At 37.2% G+C, this 17017-nt stretch carries 16 protein-coding genes; 5 read left to right on the top strand and 11 right to left on the bottom strand.

Features of this window, described 5'->3' with window-relative positions; all coding sequences use genetic code 11:
• Complete coding sequence (locus AC3ITD_RS16610; RefSeq protein ID WP_489361383.1) at nt 1-339, top strand: hypothetical protein; 339 nt, start codon at nt 1-3, stop codon at nt 337-339.
• 125 nt (nt 340-464) lie between these two features.
• On the opposite strand, the gene AC3ITD_RS16615 is transcribed toward AC3ITD_RS16610, so the two are convergent.
• The 6 genes from AC3ITD_RS16615 to pdhA all read right to left on the bottom strand — a co-directional run bounded on the left by AC3ITD_RS16615 (nt 465) and on the right by pdhA (nt 6507).
• The gene (locus AC3ITD_RS16615; RefSeq protein WP_489361385.1) at nt 465-1142 is read right to left on the bottom strand and encodes a metal-dependent hydrolase; all 678 of its coding nucleotides are present in this window, start codon (nt 1140-1142) and stop codon (nt 465-467) included.
• A gap of 49 nt (nt 1143-1191) precedes the next feature.
• Nucleotides 1192-1497, bottom strand: a complete 306-nt coding sequence (locus AC3ITD_RS16620) for a YbaB/EbfC family nucleoid-associated protein (protein WP_489361387.1) — start codon at nt 1495-1497, stop codon at nt 1192-1194.
• 103 nt (nt 1498-1600) lie between these two features.
• Entirely contained in the window at nt 1601-2833 is a 1233-nt protein-coding gene (locus AC3ITD_RS16625) for a serine hydrolase domain-containing protein (RefSeq protein ID WP_489361389.1), read from the bottom strand.
• Nucleotides 2834-2901: 68 nt separating this feature from the next.
• Nucleotides 2902-3453 (bottom strand): cupin domain-containing protein, encoded by a 552-nt coding sequence (locus AC3ITD_RS16630; RefSeq protein ID WP_489361391.1) that lies wholly within the window; start codon nt 3451-3453, stop codon nt 2902-2904.
• Nucleotides 3454-3816: 363 nt separating this feature from the next.
• Entirely contained in the window at nt 3817-5481 is a 1665-nt protein-coding gene (locus AC3ITD_RS16635) for a dihydrolipoyl dehydrogenase family protein (RefSeq protein WP_489361393.1), read from the bottom strand.
• A gap of 30 nt (nt 5482-5511) precedes the next feature.
• Complete coding sequence (gene pdhA / locus AC3ITD_RS16640) at nt 5512-6507, bottom strand: pyruvate dehydrogenase (acetyl-transferring) E1 component subunit alpha (RefSeq protein WP_056849234.1); 996 nt, start codon at nt 6505-6507, stop codon at nt 5512-5514.
• Nucleotides 6508-7483: 976 nt separating this feature from the next.
• Between pdhA and AC3ITD_RS16645 the strand changes: the two genes are divergently transcribed.
• From AC3ITD_RS16645 to AC3ITD_RS16655, 3 genes are all read left to right on the top strand, one after another.
• Entirely contained in the window at nt 7484-8041 is a 558-nt protein-coding gene (locus AC3ITD_RS16645; protein ID WP_489361396.1) for a C40 family peptidase, read from the top strand.
• A 97-nt stretch (nt 8042-8138) separates the two neighbouring features.
• Nucleotides 8139-9266, top strand: a complete 1128-nt coding sequence (locus tag AC3ITD_RS16650) for a CapA family protein (protein WP_489361398.1) — start codon at nt 8139-8141, stop codon at nt 9264-9266.
• Between the two features lie 33 nt (nt 9267-9299).
• Complete coding sequence (locus AC3ITD_RS16655) at nt 9300-9482, top strand: hypothetical protein (protein WP_265798592.1); 183 nt, start codon at nt 9300-9302, stop codon at nt 9480-9482.
• Nucleotides 9483-9485: 3 nt separating this feature from the next.
• Here AC3ITD_RS16655 and AC3ITD_RS16660 read toward each other — a convergent pair whose 3' ends face one another.
• Together AC3ITD_RS16660 and AC3ITD_RS16665 are read right to left on the bottom strand one after the other, a co-directional pair.
• Nucleotides 9486-9671 carry a hypothetical protein gene (locus tag AC3ITD_RS16660; RefSeq protein WP_265798593.1) on the bottom strand — a complete coding sequence of 62 codons (186 nt, stop codon included), beginning with the start codon at nt 9669-9671 and terminating at the stop codon, nt 9486-9488.
• A gap of 157 nt (nt 9672-9828) precedes the next feature.
• Nucleotides 9829-11874 carry a M13 family metallopeptidase gene (locus tag AC3ITD_RS16665; protein ID WP_489361401.1) on the bottom strand — a complete coding sequence of 682 codons (2046 nt, stop codon included), beginning with the start codon at nt 11872-11874 and terminating at the stop codon, nt 9829-9831.
• 91 nt (nt 11875-11965) lie between these two features.
• Here AC3ITD_RS16665 and AC3ITD_RS16670 point away from each other — a divergent pair, with 91 nt between their 5' ends.
• Nucleotides 11966-12898, top strand: a complete 933-nt coding sequence (locus tag AC3ITD_RS16670) for an SPFH domain-containing protein (protein ID WP_489361403.1) — start codon at nt 11966-11968, stop codon at nt 12896-12898.
• A 68-nt stretch (nt 12899-12966) separates the two neighbouring features.
• On the opposite strand, the gene AC3ITD_RS16675 is transcribed toward AC3ITD_RS16670, so the two are convergent.
• From AC3ITD_RS16675 to AC3ITD_RS16685, 3 genes are all read right to left on the bottom strand, one after another.
• Nucleotides 12967-15135: a carboxy terminal-processing peptidase gene (locus AC3ITD_RS16675; protein WP_489361405.1), complete on the bottom strand. Its 2169-nt coding sequence runs from the start codon at nt 15133-15135 to the stop codon at nt 12967-12969.
• Between the two features lie 274 nt (nt 15136-15409).
• The gene (locus AC3ITD_RS16680) at nt 15410-16093 is read right to left on the bottom strand and encodes a tetratricopeptide repeat protein (protein ID WP_265798597.1); all 684 of its coding nucleotides are present in this window, start codon (nt 16091-16093) and stop codon (nt 15410-15412) included.
• Between the two features lie 29 nt (nt 16094-16122).
• Nucleotides 16123-16965, bottom strand: coding sequence for an isoaspartyl peptidase/L-asparaginase (locus AC3ITD_RS16685; protein ID WP_265798598.1), 843 nt, complete (start codon nt 16963-16965; stop codon nt 16123-16125).
• Nucleotides 16966-17017: the final 52 nt, after the last annotated feature.

The raw sequence follows: 17017 nt of genomic DNA on the forward strand, positions 1-17017 counted from the left end.
ATGAAAAAATTATTGAGTTTAATCGCAATCGCAGCATTTGGTTTAACTACAGCATTTGCACAAACGCCAGCAGCAACGCCAGCAAAAGCTAAAACAGTTGTTAAAAAAGAAGTTAAAACTACTGTTGCACCTGTAAAAGCAAGTGTAAAATCGGAAGCTAAAAAGGTAGAAACTAAAACGACAACTACCGCTGCAAAAGTTAAAGCTGATGGAACACCAGATATGCGCTTCAAAGAAAATAAAACAAAGGCTGTAACGAAAGTAGTTGGTCCAACAAAAAAAGATGGAACAGCTGACATGCGTTACAAAGCAAACAAAGCTGCCGCTAAAAAGAATTAGATTTAGTTTTATAATTTGAAAGGGTTCCTGATGTAAAATCGGAACCCTTTTTTATTTTATCAAAATTTAAATAAGCCACAGATTTCCAGTTAATAAAAGATCTGCAAAGCTGTGGCCTACTATTTTTACAACGCGATTGTCTCTCCAATTTTTGGCAACAATAAGGTTTTGCTTTCTCTCTTGAATTTTGATACAGCCTCTTCCTCATCAATGCTGATTGGGGGAAAAGTATTGTAATGAACGCCTATGATTTGATCGCAGTTAATGTACTTTGCTGCAATGATCGCATCATCAACATCCATGGTATAATGACCACCAATAGGCAAAATGGCATAATCCAACTTGTACAAGTCCGCCAAGAGTTTCATCTCAATAGTTAGTGCTGTATCGCCGGCGAAATAGATTTGTTTTCCGCCTAACTCCAATACGAAGCCAGCGGGATTGCCACCGTAACTACCATCGGGATTTGAACTGCTATGCACCGCCCAAACTGTACGCAGTTTACCAAAAGAAAGCTTCTGAACACCAAAATTGATATCAGTTACCTTTTCGATTCCTTGTTCTTTAATCCATTTGGCAACTTCAACCATTGCAATCACCTCTGCGCCGGTTTGGTTGGCCAGCTCAACTAAATCTGCAACGTGATCACCGTGCCCATGACTAACTAAAATATAGTCAGCCTCAATTTTAGAGGTGTCAATATCTTTCGCTAAAGGGTTTGATTTGATAAAAGGATCAAAAAGAATTTTTTTGCCATCTGCCTCTAAAAGGAAGCAAGATTGGCCGTAATAAGTATATGTCATAACGTTTATCGAAGGTGAATATAAATTTAGAAGTAGTAAAAAACTTAATCTATTGACCAAACATTCCGCCCAAACCACCTAACATATCTTTGGCTGAGGCTTGCATTTCTGTCGCGCTCACTTCTTCGGCGTTAGCCAGAGCTTTGTTAATTGCCGTTAATAACAATTCTTCTAACTCTTCTTTATCTGCATTTTCCAAAAATGTTTCATTGATTGAAACGCCTATTATTGATTTGTTTGCGGTTGCTGTAATCTTTATGGCGCCGTTCTCCACCTCTCCAAAAACAGAAATAGTATCTAAACGCTTTTTAATTTCTTCCGCTTTTTGTTGCGCTGCTAATAATTTATCGAACATGATTTGTTGTTTTTAATAATAAGTTAAATTTACCTAAAATTGTTTTCGAACGCTATTATAAAAAAACCTCGCAGGTTTTTAAAACCTGCGAGGTCTGGATTATTTAATCCTCATCGCTTCCCGGCAAGCTGCCGTTGCCATGATAAGCACCTTTTCTAATGATCGGCATGCCTAAGTGTTTGTATAAATCATCAAGATGCATTAAACTTCCGTTGGTCAAATTCCCCAGAAAAATTACAATAATATTTTTGTCAAGATCGCGAACGTAGATATGTCTGAAACCGTGCCACCAGCCTGTATGATAAACTACCTTGTCCATCTTTTCCCCATCAAACATCCGCCAACCATAACCATAATTAAAGTGCCCGTTAACAGGTTTATTTCGGCCAACATAAGATGAGTCAGTACTTTTTTTGCTAAGTAATCTTCCATTTTTTAGATACTTATCATAAAGCACCAGATCATGAACAGTGCTGTAAATTCCTTTGTCTCCGACTGGTCCATCTAAAAAGTTTTGGGCAACAGAATATCTAAAGCTATTGCGATCATGCCCGACTACATCAACAGGAATTTTTTCATATTCGGTAGTGCTGTAAACGTGGGTATTCTTCATCCCTGCAGGTTTGAAAATATGCTCCATCATGTATTGAGAGAAACGTTGACCTGTCACTTTCTCAATAATTGCCCCTAATACCATAAAATTGGAGTTGTTATAGTGAAAGCGATCATCAGGTTTCACGTAACGATTTGGCTTGCGTTCTGCAATAACATTCATTACTTCTTGGTTACTCACCCCTTTTTTCATATTGCGTTTTTCCTTACGCCAAATGTCATCAATGAAATAGACATAATTCATCATTCCACTTCTATGTGTAAGCAATAGTTTTACTGTAATTCCATCATAAGGAAAATTTGGGAAGAACTTTTTTACGTTATCATTTAACGAAAGTTTTCCGGCCTCAACCAGTTGCATAATAGCGGTTCCAGTGAAGGTTTTGGTAATGGAAGCAAGCTCGAATTCAGAAGAAATTTTTAAACTATCGCGATGCAAGTAATCGGCCCAACCTATCGCTTTTTCGTACAGAATTTTGCCATCTTTAGCAATGAGCATATTCCCATTGAAGCCGTACTTTTTATGTAGGTTTTGTACAAAATCGGCGATCCACTTATCACCTTGGGCAGGGTCGTAGGCGATTAGAAGGCTATCTGCTTTATCATCTTCCTTTACACGGATTTTCGCATCGGCAGCTTTTTTATCTTCCGATTTTTTGGTGTTGCAGGCAGTAAATAGGGTAACAGAGAGCGCTAAAGCTGAACAGAAATATCTAAAATTCATTAATATTAAGGATAGTGTATTTAAAACCCGAAAATTAAAGAATTTTAGACGGTTAAATAGAAAGAGTTTTAAACATTTGCGCAATTCTGGTTATACCAGCACTCAAATAAATGACCCTTGCTACCATAAACAGGATCGTTATCTGGATTTTTCACTTTTGCAATGTCTTCATCTGCCTCTGGTCGTTCTTCAGGCTTACCATATTTTATGTTATATTCAAGCCCATTTGGGTAGGCACCAACTACTGTAAAATCTTCACTTGAATTCAATTTCATGTGTGCAACTCCAGCCGGAATAACGACAACATCGCCTTTATCCAGTTCGATGCAAACACCATGATCGCCTCCAAACTGCACTTCTGCTTTACCGCAAAAAACACCCATTACCTCGTGGGTATTGCTATGATAATGTTGATGATCGAAAATACCATCAACCCAGGCATTGGTATAGCCATTTTGCGCAAAAACTTTTTTAATTACTTCTTCTGTATCATCTGGATGAATCAAAAATGCGCCCTTATATATCATTAGAGGTAATTTGGCATTGTTAGGAAAGTTTCCATTTTCTTCTATTGTATGTGATACGAGATAGGCCTCTTGTATTAATTTTTCTTTGTCCATGATTGTAGGTTTTCGTTAATTAACAAAATAAAGAAGAAAGGGTTTAGGATTACTTCAAAAGCATTATCCAATTTTCTTTAAATTCATTTTCGTTCCTATAATTATAGAAAGGTACAGCAGTTACGTAGGCTAATTTATGCCATTTTTGTCCACATAAAGATAACGTGGGCCAATTATTTAATTTTTGGACCACGTTGTCAATTGCATATCATTAATATCTGATCTTATTAAAATGAGATTGCCACAGCTTAAGAAAAATCAGATTCGCAATGACGATAAGTGAAAAAAAAAGCCACTCCTGTAAAGGAATGGCTCTAATATATTGCTCAGTTCGAAAACTGAAAATGATAAACGGTAAACTACTTACGCTAACAATCTAATCGGCTCTTCTAATAAACCTTTTAGCGTTTGTAAGAATTGTGCTCCAGTTGCACCATCAACCACACGGTGATCGCAACCTAAAGTCAACTTCATTACATTACCTGGAACAACAGCACCGTTTTTAACAACAGGAACTTGTTGAATAGCACCAACAGATAAAATAGCACCATCAGGAGAGTTAATGATCGATGTAAACTCATCAATACCAAACATACCTAAGTTGGAAACTGTAAAAGTCGATCCTTCCCAATCTGCAGGCTGTAATTTCTTAGCTTTTGCTTTACCACCAAAATCTTTTACTTCAGCAGAAATGTGCGATAAAGATTTACCATCAGCAAAACGAACTACAGGTACTAATAAACCATCTTCAACAGCCATAGCAACACCAATGTTAGTATGTTCGTTGAAACGGATTTTATCGCCACCCCATGATGAATTGACGGCTGGATGTTTTTTCAAGGCAACAGCAACTGCTTTAATTACGATATCGTTGAAGGAAACTTTAACAGGAGCAACAGCATTAATTGCCGTACGGGCAGACATCGCGTTATCCATATCAATACTTACGGTTAAGTAAAAATGTGGTGCTGTAAATAAACTTTCAGTTAAACGTTTTGCAATTACTTTACGCATTTGCGAAACAGGTTGTTCTGTATATTTCACCTCGCCAACAAAAGTTGGGATCACTGGCGCAGCAGCAGTAGCTTTTTCAGCAGCAGCCGGAGCTGATTCTGATTTCGCCGGTGCAGCAGCAGGTTTATAGTTTTCGATATCTTTTTTAATGATACGGCCACCTTCTGCACTACCAGCAACTTGTGATAAATCGATTCCTTTATCTTTAGCAATTTTCTTAGCCAATGGCGATGCTTTTACGCGACTATCAGAAGAACTTTCTGCCACTGGAGCAGGTGAACTTGCTTCAGCAGTTGTTGCTTGTTTTTCTTCTTTCGGAGCTTCTTCTTTGCTTTCAGCTTTTGCAGCTGGAGCAGAACCGCCTGCTAAAATACCACTTACATCAGTTCCTTCCGGACCAACAATGGCGATAATGCCGTTTACTTTAGCCGCCTCACCTTTTTCTACACCAATGTGTAATAAAGTACCAGTTGCATAACCCATCACTTCCATAGTTGCCTTATCGGTTTCTACATCCGCTAAAACATCATCATCCTTAACCTGGTCGCCAACTTTTTTATGCCATTCAGCAATAACGCCTTCAGTCATGGTATCGCTTAGCAAAGGCATACGAATTACGGTAACGCCTTTTGCTGCTAATTCTTCTTCGCTTAAACCACCACCTTGAGCAGGGGCAGCTTCTTCTTTTTTCTCTTCAGCCTTTGGTGCTTCAGCGCTTTCAGCTTTCGGAGCTTCGCCGCCTTTTTCAGCATCTAACGCTGCCTGAAAATCTTCACCTTCTTTACCAATAACGGCCATAACTGCATCAACAGGAACAGCTTCACCTTCTTTTACACCAACGTATAAAAGTGTACCATCCCAATAAGATTCCATGTCCATTGTTGCTTTGTCAGTTTCTACTTCTGCCAAAACATCGCCGCTTTTCACTTTATCGCCCACTTTTTTATGCCACTTCGCCAAAACCCCTTCGGTCATGGTGTCGCTCATTTTGGGCATTTTAATTACATCAGCCATTATATCTAATTAATTGAAATCTTTTTAAAATTAGTCCATTACGTAAGGGTAGTTCTCCGTCATATACACATCTTTGTATAATTCAGATGCTTCCGGCCAAGGAGATTCTTCAGCGAATTTAACCGCCTGATCTACCGTAGCTTTAACTTTAGCTTCTACTTCTTCAATCCAAGCTTGGTCAGCATACTTTTCTTTCAAAATAGTTTCTCTTGCCAATTCAACCGGATCTTTTGCTTTATAATCTTCTAATTCTTCTTTAGTACGGTATTTTGCAGGATCAGACATTGAGTGACCACGGTAACGGTAAGTTCTCATTTCTAAGAAAGTAGGTCCTTCACCTTTACGGGCACGTTGAATTGCTTCATCCATCGCGTTATGTACCGCAACTGGGTCCATACCATCAACCGGAGCACATGGCATATCAAAACCTAAACCAATTTTATAAATATCAGTCATGTTGGTGGTACGTTGTACCGAAGTACCCATTGCGTAACCATTGTTTTCGCAAACAAAAATTACAGGCAATTTCCACAACATAGCCATGTTAAAAGTTTCGTTTAGTGCACCCTGGCGCACCGCACCATCGCCCATATAACAAATATTAACGTTATCTGTTCCTTTATATTTTTCTGCAAAAGCAACACCAGCACCTAGTGGAATCTGACCTCCAACAATGGCATGGCCACCATAAAAATTATGTTCTTTGCTAAACATGTGCATAGAACCACCTTTACCTTTAGAGCATCCAGTAGCTTTACCATACATTTCTGCCATAATGCTATCGGCACTAACACCTAAAGCCAAAGCATGAGCGTGATCACGGTAAGTAGTAATCATCGAATCGCCTTTTTGCATTGCAGATATTGCGCCTGCAACTACAGCCTCTTGTCCAATGTATAAATGACAAAAGCCACGAATTTTTTGTTGTCCGTATAATTGGCCTGTTTTTTCTTCGAATTTGCGCATAAGCAACATCGATTCAAACCATTTTAACCAAGTATCTTTATTTATTTCTACTGCACTCATTTTAGGATATTTGTTTTTTTGCGAGAGCAAATCTAATTTTTTTATTGTAATTTTTGGCACTTTTAAGTGTAAAAACATCATACACTTTCATACAATCGTACATTTAACAGTTGTTTTCTTATTAAAAGTTTTTGATACCGCCTATTTCGCTCAAATCATCGATTTTACGGAATTCAAAATCACAGTTTATCAAGCTATCGCTTTCAAATAATAGTAAAATTTAATTTTGCAAAATCCTATTAAGCCCTAATTTATTAATTTTTATTTGAAAGGCAAATACATATGCCTTTAGGTAAAAGTAGCCCCGCCATGCGCATTATCTTTTTTTGTCATTTTTTATGATCAAAGGAAAGAATCTACAACAAAAAAGGATAATCGCTGCTGTCGGGCTTAAGTTGGCCTGGCTTTGTGCATGTGATTAAAGGTTTTAAACCACCCCCAACCCCTCCTTGAAAATAAGGAGGGGAGTAGGTTTATGCTAAGAATTTAATATGCTGTTATAAAATAGGGTTTGATGCACCAACCTAACATCTTCGAACAAAATACTGTTAATCAATTGAAACTCTCCTAATTTAGGAGGGGCAAGGGGTGCTTGTTTTGGAAAATTGTATTTTATCAAGAACAAATGAACCCATCAAGGTTCAAACCTGATAGAACGAAAATACTTTTTTTGCTTTTGAAAGTTACTAACTCTATTATGTACTGGTTATTTAAAGTTAGTAGCTTTGCAATAAAAGATTGTAGGGATAGCAGGGCTTCCGGAATCGATGAAGAAAAAAACTTGCTTTTCAAAACAATTTTTGGTGTCTTATATCCGTTTCCTAACAAGCCGAAAAGGTTGAAATGTTAATAACTTTCACTTTTTAACAAGTTACATTTGGATAACATTTGTATAATTAATACTTTTGGCAACCAACAATAAGCCCATGTGGTTTACGTTAATGTGTAAGTGAATACCCAAACATAACTGTATAACATGATTAAAAAATTTTTGTTTTCATCCCTAATCGCTATTTGCACGTTCTCAGCCGCATTTGCGCAAACAAAAACAAAAGAATCTGGTAGAGAATTAAATGATCCCGACAACTTAGCATCACAATATTTCTCGCAGGTAATGGGTGTTGCTGTAGATGCGACTTCAAACTTAAAATTATACAAGTTTGTTTACGAATGGATCGGAACGCCATATAGCTATGGTGGCAACACCAAAAGAGGCATCGATTGTTCGGCATTCACTAAAGCGATTTACGACAAAGTTTTCAACACTACCATCAGAAGAAATTCACGCGATATTTTTAGCATGGTAGATCCATTATCTAAAGATGATTTAAAAGAAGGCGATTTAGTTTTCTTCAAAATTAAAAGCAGAAGTATTTCACACATCGGTATTTATTTAGGAGATAATCGCTTTGCACATGCATCAAGTTCTCGTGGGGTGGTAATCAGTAACTTAAACGAACCCTATTACAGCCGCTATTTTTACAAAGGCGGACGGATTTTAGAATCGTTTAAAAAGGAATTCACAGTAGAATAAAGCAAATTACAATCTTAAATTTAAGTTTTTAGATTGAACACATACCATCCTCCTGAAGCAATTTTGGAGGATTTTTTTATACCTTATAAATTGATTAATGAAATTCTCGAGCAGCTTAATTTTATCATTTTTTGTCATATTCATTGTTTTAAGTTGTACCAATAACAAAGCACAGGTGGTTGCAGCTGATACAAAACAAGATACCATCATCAGGAAATTAAAAGATACCATTTCAATTACTGCTGTTGGCGATATCATGCTGGGCTCGGCTTTTCCTTCAAAAATTAACCTACCACCAGATGATGCCCTGAACAGTTTTCAGGCGGTTGATAGTTTATTGAAAGGCGACATCGTTTTCGGAAATTTAGAAGGGTGTTTCTTAGATTCGGGTAATTCAAATAAGTGTAATGGTGTTAACCCCAATAGTTGTTATGCGTTTAGAATGCCAGAACGTTATGCCGGTATTTATAAAAAGGCTGGCTTTAATGTATTGAGTATTGCCAATAACCATGTTGGTGACTTTGATACCAGAGGAAGAAAAAATACTGCAAAAGTTTTAGACTCTTTAAAAATCCACTATGCCGGACAGGTAAATAAACCTTTCGAAATTTTTGAAAAGGACAGCGTTAAATATGGCTTCTGTGCTTTTTCACCTAATGAAAATACAGTTTCTATCAATAAAATCGATAGTGCTAAAGCATTGGTTGCCCGCTTGAAAAAGCAGGTAGATATTGTTATCGTGTCTTTTCACGGTGGTGGCGAAGGCGCCAGATTTGAACACGTTCCACGAAAAAACGAAATATTTTATAGGGAAAATCGAGGTAATGTTTACAAGTTTGCCCGTGCCGTAATTGATGCTGGCGCTGACGTTGTGCTTGGGCATGGACCGCATGTAACCCGGGCAGTAGAAGTTTATAAGAATAAATTCATCGCTTACAGCCTAGGGAATTTTTGCACTTATGGAATGTTTAGCCTGAAAGGCAACAATGGAATCGCACCCTTATTACAGCTAAAGATAAATAGTAAAGGTGATTTCCTTTATGCTGATGTAACCTCGATACAGCAGGATAAAGTTAACAGGCTAACTATAGATAATAACCACAGGGCATTTAAGCGAATAAAGGAACTAACTGATATGGATTTTATTGGACATCAATTAAAATTTGAGGACAATAAAATAGTAATGAAAGAAAATTTATCTGTTGACACTCAACCTCAACCTTAGTATCAACCTCAGTTTCAATCTCAATCTCAAATCATGAAAAAAGGATTACTTCTCCACTATATTATTGGTATAGCCGCAGCGATTTTAGTTTTAGCTGCAGCCTACTACATCAATCAAAATCCAAAAAATTTATTATCGGCAGGAATTATCATTTTAGCCGGATGCCTGGTTGCTTTTAGCCAATATCAGATTATAAAAAGCAAGAAGCAGAAATAACTTCTACGCTTCGTCTTTCGTATTCTTCACCAAACCAATTCCGGAAACGAAGAAGATCAATCCAATTATACCGTAAACCAACAATCCTCTGGTTTGCTGACTGTGTTGTACAAATCCATATCCAGCATAAATTAATCCGATGATGCCTAAAATGGTCAATATAGTTCCGAAAGTGCGTTTAATATTCATAGTTTTAAAATTATCAGAGTAAATACAATATAAAGCGGTTTTTGTTTTATTCGTTACTTATGCCAAACGGATAAAAAAAATAAAGCCACAGATTTTCAGCGTTTAGAGCTAATAATCTGTGGTTTAAGATTAATGATCTGGTTGAACTAACCCGTACCTACCAAACGCCTAACCTATTTGCTGGCGCAACATACATTTTTGCAGTTGTAGGAATATTAAAGGCCTTATAAAATGCTTCCATGTTATAAACTGGTCCGTTTACTCTAAACATTTCCGGACTGTGCGGGTCTGTTTTTAAGCGCACCCGCATGCTTTCATCGCGATTTTTCATTCTCCAAACCTGGGCAAAGCCTAAAAAGAAACGTTGATCGGGGGTAAAACCATCAATCTTGTCCATACCTTTTCCTTGCTTGGTTAATTTAAATGCATCATAAGCGATATTTAAACCACCTATATCTGCGAGGTTCTCACCTAATGTAAGCGCACCGTTTACATGTTGGTTATCTAAAAGTGTAAATTTATCATAAAACGCGGCAACCTTATCTGCTTTCGTTTTGAATTTGGCGGCATCCTCCTTTGTCCACCACTCTTTCAAGTTTCCGGCTGCATCATATTGTCTTCCCTGGTCGTCGAAACCATGAGTCATTTCATGCCCAATCACGGCGCCGATAGCTCCGTAATTAATTGCATCATCGGCATTAAAGGCAAAAAATGGAAACTGAAGAATGCCTGCAGGGAAAACAATCTCATTAAATGAAGGATTATAATAAGCATTGACTGTTGGAGGTGTCATTCCCCATTCTGTTTTATCTACCGGCTTACCAAGCTTATCCATCATCTCCTTGTAAGCGTGTTTTTTCGCTGATTGGAGATTTGCAAAAAAGGTGGTTTTAGAGATCTCTACATCATCGTATTTCTTCCATTTATCGGTGTAACCGATTTTTTTTACGAAGGCATTTAACTTCTCAAGTGCTTTCTTTTTGGTTTCGGTTGTCATCCAATCTACTTTTTTAATACGTTCTTCATACACCTTTTGAAGATTATCAACCAATTCTACCATTCTCTTTTTAGCTTCTGGTTTAAAATACTCTTCTGTATATAATTGCCCTAAAAGGTCCCCTAGGTTAAGATCGGTATTATTAACCATTGATTTCCATCTTTCCGTAGGTAACTGACGGCCTGTAAGCGTTTTATCAAAAAACTCAAATCTGGCGTCTCTAAATTTTTGTGTTAATGAATAGGCTTTTTCGTTTAGGGCATCGAACTTTAATTTCTCCTTCCAAATTTGGATTGGCTGTGTTTTAATTAAGTTTGATAATGTTTGATAATATTTCGGTTGTCGAACAATAATGGTGTCTACGTTAGCGCCTAATTTGGTTAAAACAGACTTGACACTGAGATCTGGAAGCTGTTTTTGAAAATCGGAAACAGCAAACTTGTTATAATTTTTTTGAGGATCGCGTTGCTCAACCGGTGTAAAATGGCTTTGTGCTAAAGCCGTTTCGAGTTTAAGTATATCATTGGCATATTTCACGCCATTTACTGAATCGCCAGAAAGGGCAAATATTTTAGAAATGTACGCCAAATATTGTTCTCTTATTTTTTTAGCTTTTCCCTCCTGATCAAGGTAATAACTTCGCTCTGGTAAATTGATGCCTGATTGATAGAAGATCAAAGCATTTTTTTGACTGCTTTTATCATCTGGCTCCACTCCGAAAGCAAACAAATCACCTTCTCCATTCCTAAACCCTTCTGCAATAAAATTGATTAATTCGTTTGCATTTTTTATATTATCGATTTTGGATAACAAGGGCTTTATTGGCGTCGTCCCTAATTTTTCAATGGTTAAAGAATCCATTCCACTAGCATAGAAATCGCCTACCTTTTGTTCGGCAGTTCCTTTAACTGCATTGCTTTTAGCGGATTTTTCGAGTATATCCCTTAAGTTTTTTAAGTTATCGTTATATAAGGTATAGAAAGATCCCCACCCGGTTTCCGTTTTAGGAATCTGGGCATTTTTCATCCATTTTCCATTTGCATATAGAAAAAAATTATCACCAGGTTTTACGGTAGTGTCCATCCCAGCAGTGTCAAAAAACACTGTTCGTGTATCTGTGCTACTGGTTGTTTGATGGCTTTTATCGTTTTGACAGGCGGCGAGTAGCAACAGTGCCGCGGCTGGCAATAATAATTTATTTTTCATGTATATATTAATTTAGTTGCATAAATACTAAAGCTACAAAACAACCATGTAGTTTCTATGAATTTTTATAACTTCATAAAAAAAACTTATTATGCAATACACGATCTACATTCTCGGTTTCATCGCCATTATTATCTTGTTAAGCTCCTTTGTTACCGTTAAACAAGGAACAATAGCTGTAGTAACGGTTTTCGGAAAATATCGAAGGCAGCTTCGCCCTGGTTTGAACTTTAAAATACCGTTAATTGAACAGATTTACTCTCGTATTTCTATTCAAAACCGTTCCGTAGAATTATCATTCCAGGCAGTAACGCAAGATCAGGCGAACGTTTACTTTAAAGCCATGCTTCTATATTCTGTAGTTAATCAGGATGAGGAAACAATAAAAAACGTAGCCTTTAAATTTGTTGATGCAACGAATTTAATGCAGGCATTAATCAGAACTATTGAAGGTTCCATTCGTGCTTACGTAGCTACGCAAAAACAAGCAAACGTATTGGCTCAGCGTAATGAGATTGTACTGCATGTAAAGGAACAAATTGACCAGGTATTAGATGGATGGGGTTACCATTTACAAGATCTTCAATTAAATGATATCACTTTTGATGAAGAGATCATGCGTTCAATGAGTCGAGTGGTGGCATCCAATAACTTAAAGGCTGCTGCGGAAAATGAAGGTCAGGCTTTGCTAATTACCAAAACAAAAGGTGCAGAAGCGGATGGTAACGCCATTAAAATTGCCGCAACTGCAGAACGTGAGGCTGCTCAACTTCGTGGACAAGGTATTGCTTTGTTTAGAGAAGAGGTAGCAAAAGGGATGACCAATGCGGCACATGAAATGCAGCAAGCGAACCTAGACACATCGGTAATTCTCTTCACCATGTGGACGGAAGCCATTAAACAATTTGCAGAGTACGGCGAAGGCAATATCATTTTCTTAGATGGTAGCACCGAGGGCATGAACAAAACAATGAAGGAAATGATGGCTATGCAATTGAGCCAAAACCCGATTAAGCCTTCTTAAATTTTTTATATTAACGAAAGAAGCCCGAATAGATAATTCTAATCGGGCTTCTTTGTTTTGCTTTTGATTTATAGTTTTGGTGCTGTTGCAATTCCCAAATTCATCACATAATTACCAGATTGCTGCATAAAATCACCCATCACTTTTAAAGATTCATCTTCAATAAAATCAAAGGTATCTTGCTTCGTCACTTTTTCACCCTTCTTAATAGCTGGCAAGCCTCTCAACGCTCTTAATTCATTTTGTCGGGCTAAAGATTTTGCCTCCTGAGCATCACGCTCAGCCTTTAATTTATTCTCATTCAACGTTACCGATACTTCCGCATCACGTTTTTTCAGGTCAGCTATATCTTGTTTAATAAATTTAAAATCTAACGAGTTTGCTATACGCTGTTCGCTGTTTTTTATTAAACCAGCTTTAACTGCTGATAAATTAGCAACCGCCTTAAAGTTCGAACTCGGAATTACATCCCAAGGTAATGCAGATGGCTCTGTATCTTCTCCGATTTTATCCATTGGATAAAGCGATGGAAAAACAACATCCGGTGTTACACCCTTATGTTGTGTGCTGCTACCTGCTACGCGATAAAACTTCGCCATGGTTAGGTTGATCTGACCTAGATTAATATCAGCTGGATTTGCTCCGGTTGGAGAAGTACCAATAGTTTTATCTCTGGTAACTAAACCCGCGATTTTCTGAAGCATCCCTGGGTTAACTAATTTATTTAAATCAATTGACGATTGAACGGTACCTTTTCCATAACTCTGGCTACCCATAATGATTCCTCTGCCGTAATCTTGAATAGCTCCTGCAAAAATTTCTGATGCCGATGCACTTAAACGATCAATCATTACTCCGAAAGGACCATCCCATGCTACGCCAAATGTTTCATCTTCATCTACTTCAATTTTACCTCTTAAATCTTTAACCTGAACAACCGGGCCCTTATCGATAAATAAACCTGTTAATGAAATCGCTTCTACAAGAGAACCGCCGCCATTTCCACGCAAATCCATCACAATGGCATCCACTTTATCGATGTTTTTTAGTGAATCAACTAATTTTCTCACATCACGGGTAGTGCTTTTATAGTTTTTATCGCCAGAGTTTGCGGCTTTAAAATCTGCGTAAAAGGCTGGCAAAGAAATAATACCAATTTTATAATTTTTGCCATTTGAATTGATGGTTTTTACTTTCTTCTTAGCTGATTGATCTTCAAGGATAATTTTTTCCCTAACCAATTCGATAATCACAGGCTTAGAAGACATCTCTTTTCCGACAGGAATAACTTTTAACCGAACTTTTGTACCTTTTGGACCTTTAATTTTCGTAACAGTGACATCCAATCTCCAACCTACTACATCAACAAATTCTCCATCGCCTTGCGCAACTGCAATAATTCTATCCCCAGCGGTAAGTTGTTTTCCTTTAAATGCAGGTCCTCCTGGAATAATCTCCGAAATTTTAACAACTTCATTTTCGAGCTGTAACCTGGCCCCGATACCTTCAAAAGAACGAGACATTTCTTCGTTAAATTCAGTTGCTCTGGCGGGTACAAAATAGTTAGTGTGTGGATCAACTGATTCGGTAAATGCATCCATCAAAATTTGGAATACATCCTGATTATTAGTTTTCGAAGTTTGAGATTGAAGGTTTTGATAACGTTTTGTAAGTGTTTCTACGTTTTTCTCCTGTGCAGTGCCTGCCAAGTTAAGATTGATTAACTCATATTTCACTCTTTTTTTCCAGGTTTCATTTAAAGCAGTTGAAGAAACTGCCCATGGAAGTTTTTCACGGTCGTACACATATGTATCGTTTTGATTAAAATCGTACTTGGTTTTTATTTGCGCTAACGAGTATTTGAAATATTCGTTTAAACGTTTCGCATATACATTGTAAATATAAAATGGACCGCTTAAATCGCCATTCTTGAAATCGTCGTCTAAAGTAGTTCTGTATTTCTCAAATTCTTTGATATCAGAAGCAAGAAAATAATTTTTTCCCTGATCTAGGGCCTTTATATATCTATCTAAAATTAAGGATGAGATAGAATCGTTAATCTGGATTTTTTTATAATTATAACTCTCGATAAGATTTACAACTTCCTTTATTACGAGCTTCTGTTGCTCATCGGGGATTACATTAGTAACGCCTTCCACAATCGGCTGTGGCTTTGGGTCAGCATGGCAAGCCAGTACCGCCGCAGTAAAAATTACAAAAAATATTCTCTTCAACATCTCTTTAAACGATTTAAAATCCATTTCAATATTATATAGCCAATATGATACCATTTTAACGAAAAAACAAAAAAGAGACAGCATTATTACTGTCTCTTGTTAAAAGGCTATCAAATCTAGCTAAAAGCTTTTTATTTAACAATTATTAAATTTTAACGAAAAATGGAGGTAATTGTTTTGCCATTAGGCTGGTAAGTAATTCTGGAATAGAAATTTACAATTGAACTACCTTGTAACCCAAGTATGAGGTGAATGCAAAATAGTTTTGAGGAAACTACGATTTCTTTTGAGCCGTTTTATTTGCGATGGTTTCACGGGCATCGCTAATCTGACCTTTATATTGATTGGTTTTGATTGAGCTAGCTAACCATTCGGCTGTTTTCAGATCTCTTAAGGCAAGGGTAAAATCCTTTTTCTTTATTTTAACCTGTACAATTCCTAAAACCGATTCGATGTAAGAATTATTGCTTTTAAGTTGTTTGGCTAAAATACCTTGCTGGGTATAAAACCACATCGATTGTGTGTATTTACTGTTGGCAAGATAAACTTTTCCTAAAAGCTGATAGGTATTCATTAAACCGCTTCTGCTACCCATCTTCGAATAATTTTTGAGCGCAACATTTAAAAGAATCTGTTCTGCATCGCCGAAACGTCCCAATTGGTAGTGCATATTACTCATCTTGATGATGGCCTGACCATACTTGGTAAAGTTTTTAACGGCATTATATTCGAAAGCAGCTTTGCCAAATAGTGTTAATGCTTCATTAAAATCACCCTTTTTTTCTAAATCTTCAGCATCATCATAAAAAGAATTTCCATCTTCTAAATCGAACTTAGATACTGCAATAGTGATTGCACTTCCTGCATTTGGCTCCTGCATATCAGCTTTATCTATATTTTGAGCTTGTAGTTGAAATGACGCGAACAGGCTAAATAAAGCGAATAAATATTTGGACATGCAACAAAAATAATACTTTATATTCAATATTAGCTAAATACCTGTAAATTAACATCGAAAGATGCCCAAACCATATAGGGATGTGAATCGCAATGGTAGATTTCGCCTGAAGATGTGATGCCAATTACCCCAGCGAAACCATCATATACTTTGAGTTCCAGGAAAGTTTTATCACAGGCCTCTTTTAAGCTAAAGCCATCCGTTACCCGGGTAACAATTTTTGAAGCGGTTGCATTGCTTACAATATCCTCACCTATTCCAGTGCAAGAAATGCCCGCATATTGATTGGCGTAATTCCCTGCTACTGTAGCCGAATCGCTTACCCGGCAAGGAATTTCAAAGCCTTTACCACCAGTTGAAGTACCGACAGCAAGATTGCCATCATCATCTAGCGCTACACAGCCCACCGTGCCTAAATTATTTTGTTGATTTAGCTTTTCTTCGTATTCTGCTTGGCGTTGTTTAGTGATTGGACTGAAAAATTCATGACCATTTTTTCGGGCAAAGTTTTGGGCGCCACTGCCACTCAAAACACGGTCATCATAATTCAAGAGATCTTTAGCAATGTAAATAGGATTCTTTACATCTTCCACATTGATCACGCCACTAAACTTTTCAGTTTTTCCATCCATTAAAGATGCACTCAACCTAACCTTCCCATCGCTTTGGATCTGCGAACCAATGCCAGCATTAAACAGTTCATTATCTTCCAATAATGCCACGGTATAAACTACAGTTTCTAAAGCGGTATGGGTTTTTAAATATTGATAACCAAGCGTAACAATTTCTGCTAAGGCATCTTGCTTTGCTTTCTTTGTTTCTTGATTGGTTGATGACTCACTAAAAAAGCCACCGTGTATAATTAGTTTCATTTTATTGGTATCAAGATTTTTTTATTCAGCATCGAGAATGAAAACGCTCAAC

This window comes from Pedobacter sp. KH_004 (genome assembly GCF_057840755.1).